At 60.6% G+C, this 18441-nt stretch carries 16 protein-coding genes; 10 read left to right on the top strand and 6 right to left on the bottom strand.

Going from position 1 to position 18441, the window contains the following annotated elements; translation table 11 throughout:
- Positions 1–426: 426 nt before the first annotated feature.
- Complete coding sequence (locus AC0IYH_RS11725; RefSeq protein ID WP_078048013.1) at positions 427–864, top strand: carboxymuconolactone decarboxylase family protein; 438 nt, start codon at positions 427–429, stop codon at positions 862–864.
- A 99-nt stretch (positions 865–963) separates the two neighbouring features.
- Here AC0IYH_RS11725 and AC0IYH_RS11730 read toward each other — a convergent pair whose 3' ends face one another.
- The 3 genes from AC0IYH_RS11730 to AC0IYH_RS11740 all read right to left on the bottom strand — a co-directional run bounded on the left by AC0IYH_RS11730 (position 964) and on the right by AC0IYH_RS11740 (position 6096).
- On the bottom strand, positions 964–2637 hold the full coding sequence (locus AC0IYH_RS11730; protein WP_471834440.1) for a hypothetical protein: 1674 nt from the start codon (positions 2635–2637) through the stop codon (positions 964–966).
- Positions 2638–2882: 245 nt separating this feature from the next.
- The gene (locus tag AC0IYH_RS11735) at positions 2883–5033 is read right to left on the bottom strand and encodes a TonB-dependent siderophore receptor (protein WP_471834442.1); all 2151 of its coding nucleotides are present in this window, start codon (positions 5031–5033) and stop codon (positions 2883–2885) included.
- Between the two features lie 175 nt (positions 5034–5208).
- On the bottom strand, positions 5209–6096 hold the full coding sequence (locus tag AC0IYH_RS11740; RefSeq protein WP_471834444.1) for a helix-turn-helix domain-containing protein: 888 nt from the start codon (positions 6094–6096) through the stop codon (positions 5209–5211).
- A 138-nt stretch (positions 6097–6234) separates the two neighbouring features.
- On the opposite strand from AC0IYH_RS11740, the gene AC0IYH_RS11745 reads away from it, so the two are divergent.
- The 5 genes from AC0IYH_RS11745 to AC0IYH_RS11765 all read left to right on the top strand — a co-directional run bounded on the left by AC0IYH_RS11745 (position 6235) and on the right by AC0IYH_RS11765 (position 11770).
- Positions 6235–7593 carry a glutamine synthetase family protein gene (locus AC0IYH_RS11745; protein WP_471834446.1) on the top strand — a complete coding sequence of 453 codons (1359 nt, stop codon included), beginning with the start codon at positions 6235–6237 and terminating at the stop codon, positions 7591–7593.
- Between the two features lie 22 nt (positions 7594–7615).
- Entirely contained in the window at positions 7616–8704 is a 1089-nt protein-coding gene (locus AC0IYH_RS11750) for a polyamine ABC transporter substrate-binding protein (protein ID WP_116630461.1), read from the top strand.
- On the top strand, positions 8701–9987 hold the full coding sequence (locus AC0IYH_RS11755) for an NAD(P)/FAD-dependent oxidoreductase (protein ID WP_471834448.1): 1287 nt from the start codon (positions 8701–8703) through the stop codon (positions 9985–9987). The genes AC0IYH_RS11750 and AC0IYH_RS11755 overlap by 4 nt, the downstream gene beginning before the upstream one ends.
- A 183-nt stretch (positions 9988–10170) precedes the next feature.
- Positions 10171–10851 carry a hypothetical protein gene (locus tag AC0IYH_RS11760; protein ID WP_116630463.1) on the top strand — a complete coding sequence of 227 codons (681 nt, stop codon included), beginning with the start codon at positions 10171–10173 and terminating at the stop codon, positions 10849–10851.
- A gap of 10 nt (positions 10852–10861) precedes the next feature.
- On the top strand, positions 10862–11770 hold the full coding sequence (locus tag AC0IYH_RS11765; protein WP_471834450.1) for an EamA family transporter: 909 nt from the start codon (positions 10862–10864) through the stop codon (positions 11768–11770).
- Here AC0IYH_RS11765 and AC0IYH_RS11770 read toward each other — a convergent pair.
- Positions 11739–12632, bottom strand: coding sequence for a LysR substrate-binding domain-containing protein (locus tag AC0IYH_RS11770; protein WP_471834451.1), 894 nt, complete (start codon positions 12630–12632; stop codon positions 11739–11741). The genes AC0IYH_RS11765 and AC0IYH_RS11770 overlap by 32 nt on opposite strands.
- A gap of 114 nt (positions 12633–12746) precedes the next feature.
- Between AC0IYH_RS11770 and AC0IYH_RS11775 the strand changes: the two genes are divergently transcribed.
- From AC0IYH_RS11775 to AC0IYH_RS11785, 3 genes are read left to right on the top strand one after another with little or no spacing between them, the layout of a single operon-like run.
- A complete protein-coding gene (locus tag AC0IYH_RS11775; RefSeq protein WP_471834453.1) occupies positions 12747–13751 on the top strand; it encodes an aldo/keto reductase in 1005 nt (334 codons plus the stop codon).
- Positions 13752–13768: 17 nt separating this feature from the next.
- On the top strand, positions 13769–14566 hold the full coding sequence (locus AC0IYH_RS11780; RefSeq protein ID WP_116630467.1) for an SDR family oxidoreductase: 798 nt from the start codon (positions 13769–13771) through the stop codon (positions 14564–14566).
- A gap of 29 nt (positions 14567–14595) precedes the next feature.
- Positions 14596–15012 carry an SRPBCC family protein gene (locus AC0IYH_RS11785; protein ID WP_116630468.1) on the top strand — a complete coding sequence of 139 codons (417 nt, stop codon included), beginning with the start codon at positions 14596–14598 and terminating at the stop codon, positions 15010–15012.
- Positions 15013–15145: 133 nt separating this feature from the next.
- Here the strand turns inward: AC0IYH_RS11785 and AC0IYH_RS11790 are convergent, their stop codons facing one another.
- Together AC0IYH_RS11790 and AC0IYH_RS11795 are read right to left on the bottom strand one after the other, a co-directional pair.
- Positions 15146–16537 (bottom strand): sensor histidine kinase, encoded by a 1392-nt coding sequence (locus AC0IYH_RS11790; protein WP_471834455.1) that lies wholly within the window; start codon positions 16535–16537, stop codon positions 15146–15148.
- Positions 16515–17198 (bottom strand): response regulator transcription factor, encoded by a 684-nt coding sequence (locus tag AC0IYH_RS11795; protein WP_003219726.1) that lies wholly within the window; start codon positions 17196–17198, stop codon positions 16515–16517. The genes AC0IYH_RS11790 and AC0IYH_RS11795 overlap by 23 nt, the downstream gene beginning before the upstream one ends.
- A gap of 333 nt (positions 17199–17531) precedes the next feature.
- On the opposite strand from AC0IYH_RS11795, the gene AC0IYH_RS11800 reads away from it, so the two are divergent.
- On the top strand, positions 17532–18425 hold the full coding sequence (locus AC0IYH_RS11800) for a hypothetical protein (protein ID WP_116630470.1): 894 nt from the start codon (positions 17532–17534) through the stop codon (positions 18423–18425).
- Positions 18426–18441: the final 16 nt, after the last annotated feature.

Genomic DNA, 18441 nt, shown 5'->3' on the forward strand with positions numbered 1-18441 from the left:
GCTGACGAAGTCAGCGCTCTCTTGATCTGCGCTTTTGATCTTGATCTTGATCTTAGGCGCCCCGTTAAACACGCTGGGCGAACGCAGGCTTGAATCCGTGGGTAACCCGGCAGGACGCCGGGTTAGCCGCGCTGGGCCAAGGATGGCCCATTGCGGCGGCCCGCGGATTCAAGCCTTCGTTCGGGCACACCGAGCCTAAGCGAGGTGGCGAGTGTTGGGGCAAGAGCCCTTTGCTTACTTTGGGGCTTTTCCAAAGTGAGCCGCCGTAAGGGCGGAATCATAATCCGCCGTTACCCAAACAACGGATATGCACACAACCCCAACCCCACCACATTGGTCACCCCGTCTTCCCCCAAATTGGATATTCCTCCAGCCCCCCCTGGTGACTAACCTAGCCACCAACCCCAACCACTCTGGAGCATCCTCATGCAAACCCGCACAGACTTCTACACCGCCTCCCCAGACGCCATGAAAGCCATGCTCGCCCTGGAAGCCGCCGTCGGTAAACTCTCCATCGAACTGCCATTGCTCGAACTGGTACGCCTGCGCGTTTCGCAGATCAATGGCTGCGCTTTCTGCCTCGACATGCACACCGCCGACGCCCGCAAAGGCGGTGAAACCGAGCGTCGCCTCTACACCGTGTCAGCCTGGCGTGAAACCCCGTTCTTCACCCCACGTGAACGCGCCGCATTGGCCTGGGCCGAAAGCCTGACCCTGATCAGCCACACCCACGCGCCGGATGAAGACTTCAACGCGCTGGCCGCCGAGTTCAGTGCCCAGGAACAGGTCGACCTGAGCGTGGCCATCGCCACCATCAACAGCTGGAACCGTCTGGCGGTAGGTTTCCGCAAAATGCCGAAGTAAGCTTGGCCAATATCTAACCTGGGCGGTGAAGGGCTCGCGCTGTTGCAAGACGCCGCTCACCGTCAGGACTTCTGCCGCTGGCGCATTCACGATTCAGTCTTACCGGTAGTTTGCGACGGTGGCAGAGAACTCGTTCATCGCACGTACTGCGTCAATCTTGTTCTTGATACCCAGGGCTCGCCCATCGCGCGTATATCGATTGGGTGTGGAGTAAAATCCAATGTCGTTGCCCCCCATGATCGTTCCCAGGTCAGAGTAGCCCTGGTCGTAGGAGGTGCTTTCGCCACCGTGGCTAATTCCCATGTTATGGCCCAGCTCATGACGCATGACGCGGGTCGAAGAGTAAATACTGCCGACTGCTGCCATATGGCGAGCGTCGGCTTTTAGATAGCCTTGCCCCCCCAAATCGTTTTCCGTCCCTTCATAATAAATGCCGTCGGCCTTGAGTTCGTCTCTCCAACCCTGCACGGTAGGGTCATCTTTCAGTGCAGTTAATGGATCAATGAGTTTTTTCCAATGTGCTTCTGCGGGCACTTCCCGGATGTCGGTGCTGCGAAATCTGAAGTTTGCACGGGAGTTTTCCAAGGCTTCATTCGTCAGGTTCAAACCGTCAGTCAGGCGGGCTTTCATATTCCCCGTCCCGAGTAAGTTTCGTGCCTTGTCGCTATATAGCAATAAAAGATCAATGGTGACGGTTTCCCTCGTCCATTTATTATCGCTGTCAACTTTGAAGGCGATGATCTCACCTGGCTTAATGGTGTGGTCGGTCGGATCCGCTTTTATAGTGACAGAACGAGCGGAATCGGACTTGACGACGACTCGACTGCCAGGCGTTGAATTCGACGGTAACTGTAGCGTGTCTTTCCAATTGTCTTTGGGGATGTCGATGATTGTTTTAGGGGTGGTGAGCGCAGGCACCCTGCCGTCAATCAGTTGACGTGTTGTGTAACGAGAGAGCGGGGCGTTAAGTACTTCCCATTTTTTATCTTCAGCGATGTACATGAATTCATAGTTTTGGCCGGCTGCGACTTTAATTGCGCCCGCATTGTTCATGTTTGAACTATCCACGTTGACGGTCTGGCGGGACGTTGAATTGATGAAAACCCTGTCGCGATCATTGGCATGTGAGGGAAGTTTCACGGTGCCTGGCACGCCCGCGCCATTAAACGAAACAACCGTTTTGGCCCCCTTCAACGCGATCGTCAGTGGTTGATTTAACTTGGAGATCTCGGGTTTTACGGGGTCGATTGTTGTGGATGGCTCGGCTTGCTCACGGGTCCAGCCATGGTGCGAGGTGGAATAGCGGAAAACCTGCTGCTCACCCTGTTTCAACGTCAGGGGCAAGGCAGACCGTAGATTGTCTCCGGTTATTCTTGTGTCGTAGCTGGCAGATGAACTAAGAACGATGACGTCATTATTGTTAGCCTCTTTGGGAAGATTTATAGCAGGGAGCCAGTTGTGGCTTGTAACGTTGACGAAGGTGATGGGAGGTTGTGTGCTTGGAATGTTATAGCCGATTCTGAAAGGTGTCAGGTAGCTGACGTGCTTACCCCCACTTTGCCACTGTTTTTTTTGTGCGTTATACGTAAATGAGAAACTCAGGTCAGGATCGATTGTGGTGCCGTGGGGCAAGTTTGTCTGTTTGATATCCAAGCCATTCTTTTTGGCGTTGGCCAGTGTTGTTTCGATCCGATCAAGATGCTGGGGTGGGCGCTCGCTGGTGTTGAGGGTGAGTGTGTTCGGGAAGTGGGTAGAGTTGTAGGTTGCCAGCATTCTTAATGGGTTCCGTATTTATTTACAATTGGTAGGGTGTGTGCATTCTGCCTTTCTTCAAGTTGGGGGAGTGTACGGGTGTGAAGTGTGGGCGCTACCGGGTTTTTATGATTATTTGTTTCGAGCGAGTGTGGCGGGGGGCGGGGGCAGATAGTTGAGTTTGTATAAATATGTATTGTCGTTTTAAAGGGTGTTTTTGTTGAAATACTTAACGCTGGCGCTGTTGTCAGCAGCGCCGTACCTGTTCAGAAATTGACCGAAGCACTCAGTCGCGCTGTCAGTGGTGCGCCCTGGAACAGGTAGTCATCGCCCATGTATTCGCCCGCGTCGCGCCAGTAGCGCTTGTCGAACAGGTTGTCGACGCTCAGGCGAAACACCGTCTCGTAGCCGTCGACCCTGGTGGTGTAGCGGCCGCCGACATTGACCACCGCATAATCGCCCACCTCCACATTCCCGCTGCGATTGGCGGTCTTCTTGGCGCTGTATTGCACTCCGCCGAGCACCGCCAGGCCGTTCACCCACGGCAGGGCGTAGTCGGCGTACAAGCTGGCACGCAGCTTGGGCACGTTGATAGCCTGGTGGCCTTCGTATTCCGGGGTGTCACTGCCGGTCACCCGAGCGCGGATCGCCGCCACGCTGGTGGCGATCTGCAGGCGTTCTGTGGCCCAGCCGTTGGCCGACAGCTCCAGGCCGGTGTTTTTCTGCTCGCCCTGTTGCACGTAGGTGAAGAGTCCCGCGCTGTCGGGCTTGGCGTACTGGTAAGCCTGGCGAGTCTGGAACACGGCGGCGGCAAAACTGATGCGGCGCCAGTCGTATTTCACCCCGGCTTCGATTTGGCGGGAGGTGGTCGGGGCGAGGGTTTCGCCGTCATTCGTGGTCGTCCACGGCGCCTCACCGCCCAACGAGAGGCCTTTGCTGTAGCTGGTGTACAGCGACACGTTTTCCACCGGTTTGTAGATCAACGATGCTTGGGGCAGAAACGCGTATTTCTGTGTATGGCGTTCCTGCTCGCCGTCCTTATCGAAGGCTTTTTCATCCAGACGTACTTCGCGGCCACCGAGGATGGTCTGCCATTGCTCGTTGAAGCGGATGCGGTCGGTGACAAAGAGGCCGTACTGGCGGCTGTCCAGGCGCCGGTGTTTGTCGTTCAGCGGCACATCGGTGGGAGTGAAGGTCGGGGCGTCGACGTTGATATTAGTACTGCCGATGTATTCGTTGACCGACGAGCGTTTGTCGATCACCCGGCGAAATGCGCTGGTGCCAAAGGTCAGTTCATGGCCCAGGTTGCCAGTATTGAACAGCCCGGTCATGGCCGCCTGCAGTTCGTCGTCGCGACGGGTGTCGTCAGGGCTGCGGTAATCATAGACGTCATAGTCACCCGTTGGGCCGAAGGTCGCGGTGCCGCAACCGGTCACGTAAAAGCAGCCATAGGCAAACGAACTGTAATCGTCTATCACCACCTTGCTGCGCGCCGCGCTGACGCTGCCTTTCCACTGGTCGCTGAAGCGGTATTCAAACTTGCCGTTGAGGTTCAGCGAGTCGATGCCCACCTGTTTGGAACCGCTCTGATGCCCCAGCAGCTTTTTCGGCGAGGCGTCATGGGGCACCTCAGTGCCACCGAGCAACTGGTAACCGGGCACCGAGCGCTGTTGCTTGTTCTGGTATTCGGCGTCCACTTGCAGCACGGCGTCGGGGCTGATGTTCCAGTCGAAGGCCAGGGACACGAAATCGCGCTGGCCATTGGCGTGTTCCACGTAGGAATTGAGGTCTTCATGGGCGACGTTGGCGCGCAGGCCGAATTGCTGCTCGCTGCCAAACCAGCCGCCGACGTCGGTGGCGATGTAGCCGCTGCCGCGATCGTCGCTGGACACGGTGACCGAGCGCACGTCCTGCGGCCGCTTGGTCACGTAGTTGATCACGCCGCTGGGCTCGGAAATCCCGCTTTGCAGGCCGGCCAGGCCCTTGAGCACTTCGACTTGCTCCTTGTTTTCCAGTGCAACGTTTTGCTCGCCGGTGATGGTGCGCCCGTTGATCTTGTAGCTGCTGGCCGCGTTCAGCGAAAAGCCGCGCACCACAAAGTTTTCGTAGTAGCCGATGGGTGCGTAGCTGTCGCCGACGGAGGCGTCGTTGCGCAGCACTTCACTGAGCAGGCGCGCTTGCTGGTCCTTGATCAGCGCAGCGTTGAGCACCGTGATTGAGGCCGGGGTGTCGAGCAGCGGTGCTTCAGTGAAGCCGCCCACCGAGGCGGTGTCGGCGCGGTAGCCGGATTCGTCCTGGCCCTGAACCTTCACCGCCGGCAGTTCGATCCCTGCCGCAAGGCTGTTGCCGATACCGCCGCTGAGCAGCAGGCCGAGGGCGAAACGTGAAGTGACGACGGGACGAAAACGCAAAACCATGTGGGCAGGGCCTTAAAGCGCAGGGCGGGGGGCGCATAAGCTAGGCACAAGTGCACATTTTTACAAGCATTCGATGGGGTAGGGGCTTGCCCCCGATTGCGCTGTGCCAGTTGATGAATCTGTAGCTGGCCCACCCTCATCGGGGGCAAGCCCCTCCCACAGTGTTAACTGCATTTCAAAGTGAACGCTTGAGGGTTTCGCTGGGCAGTTCCTTGAACAGCGCCCGGTAACTATTGGAAAACCGCCCCAGATGCCAGAACGACCAGTTCATCGCCACCTCGGCCACGGTTGTGCCCGCGCCACTTAACAATTCGCGCCGCGCCCCATTCAGCCGCCGCAACCGCAACCACTGCGCCGGGCTCATCCCAGTGTAGGTCTTGAAGCCTTGCTGCAACTGGCGCAGCGGCACGCCGGCGATCTGCGCCAGTTCCAGCAGGTTGACGGTTTCATCCGGCGCATCCGCAGACCACTCGCCAATGCGCGCCATCAACCGGCGTTCATCGCTGCGCTTTTGCAGTGAGCTGCGGTCCAGGCACACGCAGGCGTTGTCGAGGATAAACAGGCAGTCGTCGAGCAGTTGCTGAGTGAGGGAAACCGGGTCAGGCACCGTGGACAAGCGCGTCAGGGTGCCGCTGAGCCAGCGGGTGAAGAGCGCGTTCTGTTGGCAGGTCAATGGCGCCATGAACAGTCCTTCGAGTTTGGCCACGTCCAACCCCTGGCGCTGCACAAACTGCGGGCCGAACACCACCGCCACTTCACGGTAGTTTTCCGGGGTGATCCAGGTATTGCGGCTTTCGCCATTGAGCATATACAGCGCGTTGTCGCTGCCATCGAAACAGAACGCCAGCGAGCCTGGCGGCGCGTTGAAGTGCTGCTCCACGCGGGTGTTCATGCACTCTTCGTACACCTGCACGCCGTGCAGGTCGAGGTAACGGATCTGCCCGGCAAAATGCCCCGGGGACATCTGCTGGTACTGCTGCACCCAGCCGGGTGTCGCACTGCATTGAGCGGCCACATCACCGGTGGTGAAGGCCTGTACGCGCAAAGCTGCTGCCTGTGTCATGGGTAACCTGGGCGCACTCTATTGGTGCGTTGTGGTTGGTGCAAAGTGGATAGATGCCGCTTCAAGGCTGGCCCAAGATAGACCTCAATGCGCCGCCAGTACAAGCCGGCGTGGCATCCCACCCATGACGAGGTCCTTATGAACGCCCCCTTCGATCAGCTCTCCACCTGGCTGAAAGAACACAAGATTACCGAAGTCGAATGCGTGATCAGTGATTTGACTGGCATCGCACGCGGCAAGATTGCGCCCACCAACAAGTTCCTGCATGAGCGAGGCATGCGCCTGCCGGAAAGTGTGTTGCTGCAAACGGTAACCGGGGACTTTGTCGACGACGATATCTACTACGACCTGCTCGACCCGGCCGACATCGACATGATCTGCCGCCCGGTGTCCAACGCCACCTATGTGGTGCCGTGGGCCATCGAGCCCACCGCCATCGTGATCCACGACACCTTCGACAAGCACGGCAACCCCATCGAACTGTCGCCGCGCAACGTGTTGAAAAAAGTCTTGCAGCTGTACACCGACAAGGGCTGGCAGCCGATTGTCGCACCGGAAATGGAGTTCTACCTGACCCAGCGCTGCGAAGACCCGGACTTGCCGTTGAAGACCCCGGTAGGCCGCTCCGGTCGTGCCGAAACCGGGCGCCAGTCGTTTTCCATCGACGCCGCCAACGAGTTCGACCCGCTGTTCGAAGACGTCTACGACTGGTGCGAACTGCAGGGCCTGGACCTCGACACGCTGATCCACGAAGACGGCCCGGCGCAGATGGAAATCAACTTCCGCCACGGCGACGCCCTCGACCTGGCCGACCAGATCACCGTGTTCAAACGCACCCTGCGCGAAGCGGCGCTCAAGCACAACGTAGCCGCCACCTTCATGGCCAAACCGGTGGCCGACGAGCCGGGCAGCGCCATGCACCTGCACCAGAGCGTGGTGGACATCGCCACCGGCAAACCGGTGTTTGTCGATGCCGACGGCAACATGAGCCAGCTGTTCCTGCACCACATCGGCGGCCTGCAAACCTACATCCCCAAGCTGCTGCCGATGTTTGCCCCAAACGTGAACTCGTTCCGGCGCTTTTTGCCGGACACCTCGGCGCCGGTCAACGTCGAGTGGGGCGAAGAGAATCGCACCGTCGGCCTGCGCGTGCCTACCTCCAGCCCGGAGGCCATGCGCGTGGAAAACCGCTTGCCGGGCGCGGATGCCAATCCCTATCTGGCAATTGCCGCTAGTCTGCTGTGTGGCTACCTGGGCATGGTCGAGCACATCGAACCCAGCGCCGCCGTCGAAGGCCGCGCCTACGAGCGGCGCAACCTGCGCCTGCCGCTGACCCTCGAAGACGCCCTGGCGCGCATGGAGGATTGTGACACGGTCAAGCACTACCTGGGCGACAAGTTTGTGCGCGGCTACGTGGCGGTCAAGCGCGCCGAGCACGAGAATTTCAAGCGGGTGATCAGTTCCTGGGAGCGTGAGTTCCTGCTGTTGAGCGTCTAAAAAAACTCAAAGGGGTGTCGATATGCGTCTTGTGAACAAGCTTCTCCCGCTGGCCCTGGTGGCCGCATTCAGCAGTGCCAGCCAGGCCGCGCCGACGGTCAGCGTCTACAACTGGACCGACTACATCGGCGAGACCACCTTGGCCGACTTCCAGGCCAAGACCGGCATCAAAGTGATCTACGACGTGTTCGACTCCAACGAAACCCTGGAGGGCAAGCTGCTGGCGGGCCGCACCGGGTATGACGTGGTGGTGCCGTCCAACCACTTTCTGGCGCGGCAGGTGAAGGCCGGCGCTTTCCTCAAGCTCGACCGCGCGCAGTTGCCCAACTTCAAGAACCTCGACCCCAAGCTGCTCAAACTGCTGGAGAAAAACGACCCCGGCAATGCGCACTCGGTGCCGTACCTGTGGGGCACCAATGGCATTGGTTATAACGTCGACAAGGTCAAGCAGGTGCTGGGCATCGACCATATCGATTCGTGGGCGGTGCTGTTCGAGCCGGAGAACATCAAGAAGCTCAACCAGTGCGGCGTGGCCTTTCTCGATTCGGCGGATGAGCTGTTCCCGGCGATCCTCAACTACATGGGCAAGGACCCACGCAGCGAGAACCCCGAGGACTACAAACAGGCCGAAGCCAAGCTGCTGACGCTGCGCCCGTATATCACCTACTTCCATTCCTCCAAGTACATTTCGGACCTGGCCAACGGTGATATCTGCGTGGCCTTCGGGTATTCCGGGGACGTGTTCCAGGCCGCCAACCGCGCCAAGGAAGCCAAGAACGGCGTGAACATCGCCTATTCGATTCCCAAGGAAGGCTCCAACCTGTGGTTCGACCTGCTGGCGATCCCCGCCGACGCCGGCAACCCGAAAGAAGCCCACGCGTTCATCAACTACCTGCTCGACCCCGAGGTGATCGCCAAGGTCAGTGCCTCCGTGGGCTATGCCAACGCCAACCCGGCGGCCAAGGCCTTTATGGACCCGGAGCTGGTCAACAACCCTGAGGTGTACCCGCCTCAGGAAGTGCTCGACAAACTGTATATTTCCACCACGCCGACCCCGGCGACCATGCGCCTGATGACCCGCGCGTGGAGCAAAGTGAAGACCAACAAATGAGCCTCGATCACGCCCAGTCCTACTACCGGGCCACGGCCACTGCGATGCCGCAGCGCCCGCCACTGGACGCCGGCCTGAGCGCCGATGTGTGCGTGATTGGCGGCGGGTTCACCGGCGTCAACACCGCCATTGAACTGGCCCAGCGCGGGCTCTCGGTGATCCTGCTGGAGGCCCGGCGCATCGGCTGGGGCGCCAGCGGGCGCAACGGAGGGCAGTTGATTCGCGGCATTGGCCATGACGTCTCGGGGTTTGCCAAGTATGTGGGCGAGGAGGGCGTGACCTACCTGGAGCGCGCCGGCATCGACTCGGTGGCGCTGGTGGGCGAACGTATTTGTGAGCACGCCATCGACTGTGACCTGCGCTGGGGGTTTGCCGAACTGGCCAACACCCCGGCGCAGTTCGCCGCGTTCAAGGGCGAGCAGGAAAGCCTGGCGCGCCTGGGCTATGCCCATGAAACCCGCTTGGTGGGCCCCCAGGACATACAGCAGGTGGTCGGCTCCACGGCGTATGCCGGGGCGCTGGTGGACATGGGCTCCGGGCACTTGCACCCGCTGAACCTGGTGCTGGGCGAGGCGCAAGTGGCCGAGTCTCTCGGCGTGCGAATCTTTGAACACACCGAGGTGCTGGAGCTGATCCACGGCGACAGCGTGCAGGTGCGCTGCGCCACCGGCAGCGTGCGCGCGGCCAGCCTGGTACTGGCCTGCAATGCGCACCTGGAAGAACTCGAACCGCGCTTGAGCGGCAAGGTGCTGCCGGCGGGCAGCTACATCATCGCCAGCGAGCCGTTGCCGGTTGAAGTGGCCAACCAGTTGATCCCGCAGAACCTGGCGCTGTGCGACCAGAAAGTCGGACTGGATTACTACCGGCTGTCCGCCGACCGCCGCCTGCTGTTCGGCGGCGCCTGCCATTACTCGGGGCGCGATCCGAAGGACATCGCCGCGTATATGCAGCCGAAAATGCTCAAGGTGTTCCCGCAGCTGGCCGACACCGCCATCGAGTTCCAGTGGGGCGGCAAGATCGGCATCACCGCCAACCGGTTCCCCCAGGTCGGGCGATTGAAGCAGTACCCCAACGTTTACTATGCCCAAGGCTATTCCGGGCATGGGCTCAATGTGACCCATTGGTGCGCAAAGCTGCTGGCCGAAGGCATTCACGCAGGTGCCAGCAGCGGCCTGGATATCTTCAGCCAGGTGCCACACATGACTTTTCCCGGCGGCAAGGCGTTGCGTTCACCGCTGCTGGCGCTGGGGATGTTGTGGTACCGCTTGCGCGAGCTGGTTTAATCGGGCGGTTTAATCAACGCCCGGCGCAATGGGAAAGGGTTAAGGGCTTTTGTATAAACACTTTTGCGCGGGCGATTCAACTGTCCGTACGGTCAGTTACCGGCACTGAAACGTTTTAGTAAATTCCGCTCCCGTTATAACAGGCGCCGGTTTGGCGCCTGCTTGTTTACAGGGAGTGCGCAAATGTTCGACATCAACAAACACCGGCATGACTTCTTTTATAACCTCGCGACCGTGATCGACGGCATCGTGCCTGATGACCTGTGTGACGCCCTGGCGGAACGGGTCAACATCATTATCGACGAGCAGGGGGTTGATCTGGTCAACCACCAAAGCCTCGGTACCGACGCGGTTTCCGATCTGGGCGGCGCCTACAACCACCATATCTTCAAGGGCGACGACATCCGCTGGTACCTGCCGGAATTGCCGGCGATTTATCACAGCCTGGTGCCGCTGGTGAGCCTGGTCACCCACACCGACACCGTGGTGTCGCCGTACCCGCTGTCGGATATCAATATCAAGGCCTACCCCCCGGGCGGCGGCACCCTTGGGCTGCACTACGACACCAATGGCATCACGGTGCTGCTGTTCCTGACCTCCAACCAGGAAGCGCCGCTGCGCATGCAGATCGAACGCAGCCACCCGAGTCAGAAAGAACCCTGGATCGAACACCGCAGAATCTACGCGAAAAAAGGCTCGCTGCTAATCATGCAGGGGCGCAAGACCTTGCACGACAGCGAGCCGACCGTCACTGAGCAAAAACTCTCGGTGGTCTACAACTACTACGAGCGCCACGACACCTACCGCCATGAGGACTTCGATAACTTCGTGTACTACGGCATTGCGCCCAAGACACTGGCATAAGGGGCGCGCCATGCAATTGAGCAAAACAGATCTCTTCGCCGGCCTGGCCGTCACGACCATATGGGGCGCGAACTTTTCGGTGATCGGGCTGGGGTTGCAAACCCTCGACCCGTTTGTGTTGACGCTGCTGCGGTTCACCTTCTGCGCGGTGCCGCTGGTGTTGTTTATCAAGCGCCCGCCAGAGGTGTCATACGCCACCTTGATCGCCTACGGCGTGCTGTTTGGCACCGGGCTCTGGGGTGTGGTGAACGTGGCCATGTACCACGGATTGTCGGCGGGGATGTCCTCGGTGTTCCTGCAGTTCAGTGCGTTTTTCACCATCCTGATGAGCCGCTGGTTCCTGGCCGAGCCGATCAACCGGATACAGGGCGCGGGCATGACGTTCTGCGCGGTAGGGTTGGTGATCATTCTGCAGCTGTCGGATGAAGTCTCGACCACCGTGGGCATCGTGCTGGTGCTGCTGGCGGCGTTTTCGTGGTCGCTGTGCAACCTGATCGTCAAGGTGCGCAAGCCTGAGGACATGGTGGCGTTTATCGTGTGGTCGAGCCTGTTCTCCATCCCGGTGCTGCTGCTGATGACCCTGTGGTTCGAGGGCGCCGAACCCTTGTACAACCTGATCACCGACTTCACCTGGGGCGCGGGCTTCTCGATTGTGTTCCAGTGCTATGTCACCACCATCGTCGGGTACCGGATCTGGAACAACCTGATGAAGAAATACCCGGCCTCGGTGGTTGCGCCCTTGTCGTTGATGGTGCCGGTGTCCGGGTTGCTGACCTCGTACCTGTTTTTTGACGAACAGTTGCGCAACGAGCAGGGGATTGCCATCAGCCTGGTGTTTATCGGGATTGCGCTGTTCGTCAATTCCACCCGTATCCACCAACGGCTGGTCAAGGCGCAGGATCGGTCAGCACCTTCCTGAAGGTTTCCACCAGCGGGCGCAGGTTGACCCGATGCCACGCCGCCCACAGCGGCGTGGTGTAGGTCAGCCACGGCAGTTCACGCAGCACCACGCCGGGCGGGGCATTGCGGCTCAGGCCCTTTTGCACCATGGCCACGCCCAACCCGGAGGCCACCAGGCCCAGCGCGGTAAACGGCTCGCCGGCTTCCATGGGGATCTGCGGGGTGAACCCGGCGCGAATGCACGCGGCGACAAAATCATCGGCGGGGTTGGCGCCGGGTTTGCGTTGCACGCCGATCCACTGCTGCTCGGCGAGGTGCTCAGGCAGTAGTTGTGTTTGCTGGGCCAGCGGGTGGTGTTGCGGCAGCGCCAGCAGCATCGGGTCGTCCAGCACTTGCTGCGCGATCAGGTCCGGGTCATCGGCGGCCGGTGGTTCACTCACCAGGGCGATGTCCAGGCTGCGTTGGCGCAGGCCTTCGAGTTGTTCGAGGGAGGGCAGGTTGTACAGCTTGATATGCACGCCAGGCCGGTCATCGCGCAGTACGCGCAAGGCATTCGGTAATACCCCGGCGTGCATGGCGTTCTCGATGTAACCGATGCACAGCCCGCCTTCTTCGCCCCGGCCCAGGCGCTTGCCCAACGATTCCAGGCGATTGGCGTGGGTCAGCAGCGCCTTGGTTTCGGCCAGGAAGGTCTGGCCGTCGCGGGTCAGGCGAATGCGCTGTTGGCTGCGTTCGAACAGGGTCAGGCCCAGGCGTTCCTCAAGCTGGGCGATCTGCCGGCTCAGGGGCGATTGGGAAATGTGCAGGCGCTCGGCGGCGCGGCCGACGTGTTCTTCTTCGGCGACGACTTCGAAGTAGCGCAGCTGGCGAAGGTCAATCATGGTAAGACCTGTAGAGACTCAAGTTGGTCGCAGTATGTCTTGGACGGTCTGATCTTCGCAATCTAGGATCTGCTCAACGGTCATCGAGACCCACCAACCGATTGAGGATCCACCATGAGCTTGAAAGACAAACTGCCCGGCCAGCTGGGCTTTGGCACCGCACCGCTGGGCAACATGTTCCGCGCTATCCCTGAAGCAGAAGCCCAGGCCACCGTTGAGGCTGCCTGGAACCACGGCGTGCGCTACTTCGACACCGCGCCGTTCTACGGCTCGGGCCTGGCGGAAATCCGCCTTGGCCAGGCCCTGTCTAACTACAACCGCGATGACTACGTGCTCAGCACCAAGGTCGGCCGGGTGATTCTCGATGAAGTCGAAGACAGCGCCCGCGACCTCGGCGAAAAAAGCGGCGTGTTCGAACACGGCCGCCCCAACAAGATGCTCAATGACTACAGCGCCGACGCCACCTTGCGCTCCATCGAAGACAGCCTTGAGCGCCTGAAGACCGATCGCCTGGACATCGTGTGGATTCACGACATCGCCCAGGACTTCTATGGCGACCAGTGGCTGGAATACTTCAACCAGGCCCGCACCGGCGCCTTCAAAGTGCTGACCCGCCTGCGTGAAGAAGGCGTGATCAAGGCCTGGGGCCTGGGCGTGAACCGCGTGGAGCCGTGCGAGCTGACCCTGGACCTGAGCGAAGCCCAGCCCGACGGCTTCCTGCTCGCCGGCCGCTACACCCTGCTGGACCATGAGCGCGCATTGCAGCGCCTGATGGATGCGGCGCTGGCGCAGAATGTCGAAATTGTGGTCGGCGGGCCCTACAGCTCGGGCATCCTGGCCGGCGGCGCACACTTTGAATACCAACAGGCCAGCCCGGCGATCATCAGCAAGGTCGAGCAGATCAAGGCGATTGCCCAGGCGTTCGGCGTGAGCGTAAAAGCTGCGGCGTTGCAATTTTCCCTGGCGCATCCGGCGGTGGCTGCTGTAATTCCCGGTGCCAGTCGTCCGGGGCGAATTGCCGAAGACCTCGCGGCGATGTCAGAGCAGATTCCGGCAGCCTTCTGGCAGGCCCTGCGTGACGCCCGCTTGATTTCGGACCGCGCACCTCTGCCGCGTTAATTTCAGGAGTTGTACTTATGAAAATCGATGTAAGCGGCAAAGTGGCGATTGTCAGTGGCAGCACGGCCGGGATCGGCCTGGGCATCAGCCAGGCCCTGGCCCAGTCCGGCGCCACGGTGGTGGTGATCGGGCGTGAAGCGGGCAAGGTCGATGACGCGCTGGCGAGCATTCGCCAGGCGGTACCGGGCGCCGACCTGCGTGGGCTGGTGGCGGACCTTGGCACTGCTGAGGGCGCCGAGAAACTGTTCGCCGCCGAACCGCGCGCCGATATCCTGGTCAACAACCTGGGCATCTTCAACGATGTGGATTTCTTCGAAGCGCCCGACAGCGAATGGACGCGCTTCTACGAGGTCAATGTGATCTCCGGTGTGCGCCTGGCGCGGTTCTACACGCCGGGCATGGTGGAGCAGGGCTGGGGACGGGTGATTTTCCTGTCGTCGGAATCCGGGGTGGCGACGCCGGCGGACATGATCAACTACGGCGTGACCAAAAGCGCCAACCTGGCGGTGTCCCACGGCCTGGCCAAGCGCTTGGCGGGCACGGGCGTGACGGTCAATGCGATCCTGCCGGGGCCGACCTTTACCGATGGCCTGGAGCAAATGCTCAAAGACGCCACCGCCAAGTCCGGGCGCAGTGCGCGGGATGAGGCCGATGTGTTTGTGCGCAATGCGCGGCCCACCTCCATCATCCAGCGCGCGGCGAATGTGGATGAAGTGGCGAACCTGGTGGCGTACATTGCTTCACCCCTGTCGTCTGCCACCACCGGTGCGGCGTTGCGGGTCGACGGCGGCGTTGTCGACAGCATGGCGATCTGAATTCTTTTTAATGTTCTGGAGTATGTATCGTGGCAACAGCGTCTTCTGTGATTGAAATTCCGGTGTCGGCCGATCAGGTCTGGCAGTTGGTTGGCGGCTTCAACAGCCTGCCGGATTGGCTGCCGTTTATCGTCAAGAGCGAGGCCAGCGAGGGCGGCCGCGTGCGTCACCTGCAAACGGCGGATGGCGGTGTGGTGGTGGAGCGTCTGCAGAGCTTTGATAACGTAGGCCGCAGTTATAGCTACACCATTGAGCAGTCGCCGTTTCCGGTGAGTGCTTACCTGGCGACGTTGCAGGTTGAGGCTTTGAGCGAGTCGTCGGCCAAGGTGACCTGGTCTGGGGTGTTCACCCCGGCGGCGGGGACTACGGAGCAGGCGGTGGAAGAGCTGTTTGCCGGCGTCTACAGCGGCGGCCTCGAGGCACTGCGGGCCAACTACCCGGCTTGATCTACCCGCCAATGCAAAACCAAGTGTAGGAGGGGGCTTGCTCCCGATGGCGATGGGTCAGCTATAGATTTCTCAGCTGACACACCCTCATCGGGGGCAAGCCCCCTCCCACAGTTGTTATGTGGTGTTTGGGCTATTCGGGCATTAGCTGCTGGCGGCATTCGAGGATCAGGCTGGCGCCGCCTTGCTCGCTGCTGCCGACTTCGAGTTTGAAGCCGTGCAAGTTGATGATCGCCGCCACAATCGACAAGCCCAAGCCAAACCCGCCTTGCTGGTCGCCTTCATCCACGCGATAGAAGCGCTGGAACACCGCAGCCCGTTCCGCCGCCGGTATGCCTGGCCCGGAGTCGTGCACTTCGATGCGCGTGCTGCCGGCATCGTTGAGCCCGCGCAAAATCACTTCGCCGCCCTGCGGGGAGAACTTGATCGAGTTGCTCAGCAGGTTGGCCAGGGCTTCAAACAACAGCGCGCGGTCGCCGGTGATCCACGGCAGCGATTCGGGTACTTCCAGGCGCAGCTGCAATTCACCTTCTTCGGCCAGGGGCAGGTAGAAGTCATGCAGCTCGCGCAGCAGCGGCAGCGGGTCCATCACCAGGAAGCCGGAACGGCGTTGGTGGTCTTCCAGCTCGGAGATGCGCAACAGCCCGCGAAAACGCGCCATCAGGGTGTCGGTCTCGGCAATCGCGTCGTCGAGTTTCACCGCGTAGCCCGAATCTTCCTCGGCTTCCTGGCGGATGCGGTACAACTGCGCGCGCAGACGGGTGAGCGGGGTGCGCAGGTCATGGGCGATGTTGTCGCACACGCCCTTGACCTCGTTCATCAGCTTCTCGATGCGGTCGAGCATGGCGTTGACGATAGCCGCGAGCATGTCCAGTTCATCCCGCCGGTTGGACAGCGGCAAACGGTGGGTGAGGTCGCCGGCGACGATGGCTTCGGCGCTGGCCTGGATCCCGCGAATCCGCCGCAACGGGCGTCGGCGCAACAAATGCCAACCGGCCGCACCGGGGATGATGGTCAGCGACAGCGCCCACAGCAGCGCGTGCCAGATGATCCGCGTTACGCCAAACAGCGAACCGTTGGCGCGCACCAGCACCAGCCAGCGGCCGTCTTCGGTGTGGGTGGCCACGGCGTCGCAGCTGTCTTTGGGCAGTTTGGGGTCGTCGGAGTCGACGCAATTGGCCAGGGCGTGGATCTTGCCGTCCAGCGGCAGGTCCGGTGGGATCGCGCGGATCGGGCCGCTCAAGGGGCGAAACTGCTCATCGAACAGCCCGTAGGCGTCCACGCCCTTCATGTCGAAGGTCATGCTGGTGGTCAATGCTTCCACCAGTTCTTCGCCGTCAAAATGCTGGAACAGGTGCTGGCGCTGCATCAGCGAATGGCGCGACAGGTCGCTCAGGTAACCGGACACTTCGTAATACAACACCCCCATGAGGATGCAGCTCCAGGCCACGAACAACGAACTGTACAGCGCCAGCAAGCGGCTGCTGGAGGAGCGCCAGCCCTTAGAGGGGTTCAGCAATGACATAACCGGAACCTCGTACCGTGCGGATCAGCGGCGTGAGGCCCGGCGGGTCGATTTTCTTGCGCAGACGGCCGATGTGCACGTCGATCAGGTTAGTGCCAGGGTCGAAGTGATAACCCCAGACTTCCTCGAAGATCATCATCCGCGAGAGGATCTGCCCGGTGTTGCGCATCAGGAATTCGAGCAATTTGTATTCGGTGGGCAACAGGCTCAGGGGCTGTTCGGCGCGGCTGGCTTCGCGGCTGATCAGGTTCAGCTCCAGGTCGGCCACGCGCAGCGCGGTTTCGAATTCCTTGACCGTGCTTTTGCGCCGCAGCAGCACCTCGACGCGCGCCGCCATTTCATCCGAGGCGAACGGCTTGGTCAGGTAGTCATCACCGCCGGCACGCAGGCCGCGCACGCGCTCGTCCACATCGGAGAGGGCGCTGATCATCAGGATCGGCGTCGACACGCCGATGGTGCGCAGGGTGGTGACGATGGCCAGGCCATCGAGTTCCGGCAGCATGCGGTCGAGGGTGATCAGGTCATAGTCACCACTCACGGCACGCACCAGGCCTTCGCGGCCGTTGTCCACCCAATCTACATCCAGTCCATGGCTACTCAGCTCGGCGACGATCTCGCGGGCTGTTACGGCGTCATCCTCGATGGTCAAAATACGGGTCATAGGATTACCTGGTGAGCGATTCAGACTAGAAGTGGGCACATTTTGCCAAGGTTTGCCTGAACGCTTCCTAAATAAAACTTCATGTTGGCGAATCTGACACAAGTTTCATGGCTGGCAGTGGCTAGTGTGGCCAGTGGGGGCCTTTGTGGGAGGGGGAGTGCATAACGCCCGCCCTTTACGGTCATTTCTTGCAACTTGCATGGTTCAAGTAAGTTCAATTTAGTTAAGGCGTTGAAGTATAAGGGATTTAAGTTTTAGCCCGGCTGGCACGCTGCCTGCACTGTCCCTTTTGAGAGTTGTAACACTATTTTTCCTGCCGGGAGCACAACAACAATGATCACATCCTCATCCACGCTACAAGAATCGAGCGCCCTCTCCGGGGTTTCCTGGGGGGCGATCTTTGCCGGGGCTGCCGCTGCGGCAGCATTGTCGTTGATTCTGGTGTTGCTGGGCTTCGGCCTGGGCTTTTCGGCGGTGTCGCCGTGGGCCAACAGTGGCATCAGCGCCAAAGGGCTTGGCATTTCCACGATTATCTGGCTGGCCTTTACACAGATTGTCGCTTCCGGGCTGGGCGGTTACATCGCCGGTCGGTTGCGGGTGAAGTGGGCCAACATGCATGGCGATGAGGTGTACTTTCGCGACACCGCCCACGGCTTCCTCGCCTGGGCTGTGGCGACGCTGATTACCGCGACGCTGGTAGTCGGTTCTGTCAGCAGTGTGGTCGGTGGCGGCGTGCAAGCCGGTGCCAGCGTAGCCTCGGGCGTGGCCCAGGCGGCCGGTACTGCCGCGCAGGGCGTGAAGGGTGATGACTTCGGCTATTACGTCGACAGCCTGTTCCGCGACGACCGCCCGGCGGCGGTCAGCGATGACGCGGCTCATGCGGTAGTGGCGCGCATTTTTGCCCGCACCGTGAGCAACGACGGCCAACTCGCTGCTGAAGACCGGACCTACCTGGCCCAGTTGATCAGCCAGCGCACCAACCTCAGCCAGGCGGATGCCGAGGCGCGTATCGACAAGGTCTACGGTGATGCCCGTAAAGCTATTGAAGACGCCAAGCTCAAAGCCAAGCAAGCGGCTGACACGGCTGCGAAAGTCGCCGCGTATGCCTCGCTGTGGACCTTTGTAGCGCTGTTGATTGGTGCCTTCTTTGCCAGCTTCGCTGCAACCTTTGGCGGTCGTCGCCGGGATGCGGTGGTGTATGTCGAAACTGAACACTTTGTCCGTTAATTCAAGGAGAACGCTA

The sequence above is a fragment of the Pseudomonas sp. AC463 genome, from assembly GCF_979253585.1.

Coding starts and splice junctions, on each gene's coding strand:
- AC0IYH_RS11725 (WP_078048013.1), top strand. CDS start 427: ATGCAAACCCGCACAGACTTCTACACCGCCTCCCCAGACGCCATGAAA.
- AC0IYH_RS11730 (WP_471834440.1), bottom strand. CDS start 2,637: ATGCTGGCAACCTACAACTCTACCCACTTCCCGAACACACTCACCCTC.
- AC0IYH_RS11735 (WP_471834442.1), bottom strand. CDS start 5,033: ATGGTTTTGCGTTTTCGTCCCGTCGTCACTTCACGTTTCGCCCTCGGC.
- AC0IYH_RS11740 (WP_471834444.1), bottom strand. CDS start 6,096: ATGACACAGGCAGCAGCTTTGCGCGTACAGGCCTTCACCACCGGTGAT.
- AC0IYH_RS11745 (WP_471834446.1), top strand. CDS start 6,235: ATGAACGCCCCCTTCGATCAGCTCTCCACCTGGCTGAAAGAACACAAG.
- AC0IYH_RS11750 (WP_116630461.1), top strand. CDS start 7,616: ATGCGTCTTGTGAACAAGCTTCTCCCGCTGGCCCTGGTGGCCGCATTC.
- AC0IYH_RS11755 (WP_471834448.1), top strand. CDS start 8,701: ATGAGCCTCGATCACGCCCAGTCCTACTACCGGGCCACGGCCACTGCG.
- AC0IYH_RS11760 (WP_116630463.1), top strand. CDS start 10,171: ATGTTCGACATCAACAAACACCGGCATGACTTCTTTTATAACCTCGCG.
- AC0IYH_RS11765 (WP_471834450.1), top strand. CDS start 10,862: ATGCAATTGAGCAAAACAGATCTCTTCGCCGGCCTGGCCGTCACGACC.
- AC0IYH_RS11770 (WP_471834451.1), bottom strand. CDS start 12,632: ATGATTGACCTTCGCCAGCTGCGCTACTTCGAAGTCGTCGCCGAAGAA.
- AC0IYH_RS11775 (WP_471834453.1), top strand. CDS start 12,747: ATGAGCTTGAAAGACAAACTGCCCGGCCAGCTGGGCTTTGGCACCGCA.
- AC0IYH_RS11780 (WP_116630467.1), top strand. CDS start 13,769: ATGAAAATCGATGTAAGCGGCAAAGTGGCGATTGTCAGTGGCAGCACG.
- AC0IYH_RS11790 (WP_471834455.1), bottom strand. CDS start 16,537: ATGTCATTGCTGAACCCCTCTAAGGGCTGGCGCTCCTCCAGCAGCCGC.
- AC0IYH_RS11795 (WP_003219726.1), bottom strand. CDS start 17,198: ATGACCCGTATTTTGACCATCGAGGATGACGCCGTAACAGCCCGCGAG.
- AC0IYH_RS11800 (WP_116630470.1), top strand. CDS start 17,532: ATGATCACATCCTCATCCACGCTACAAGAATCGAGCGCCCTCTCCGGG.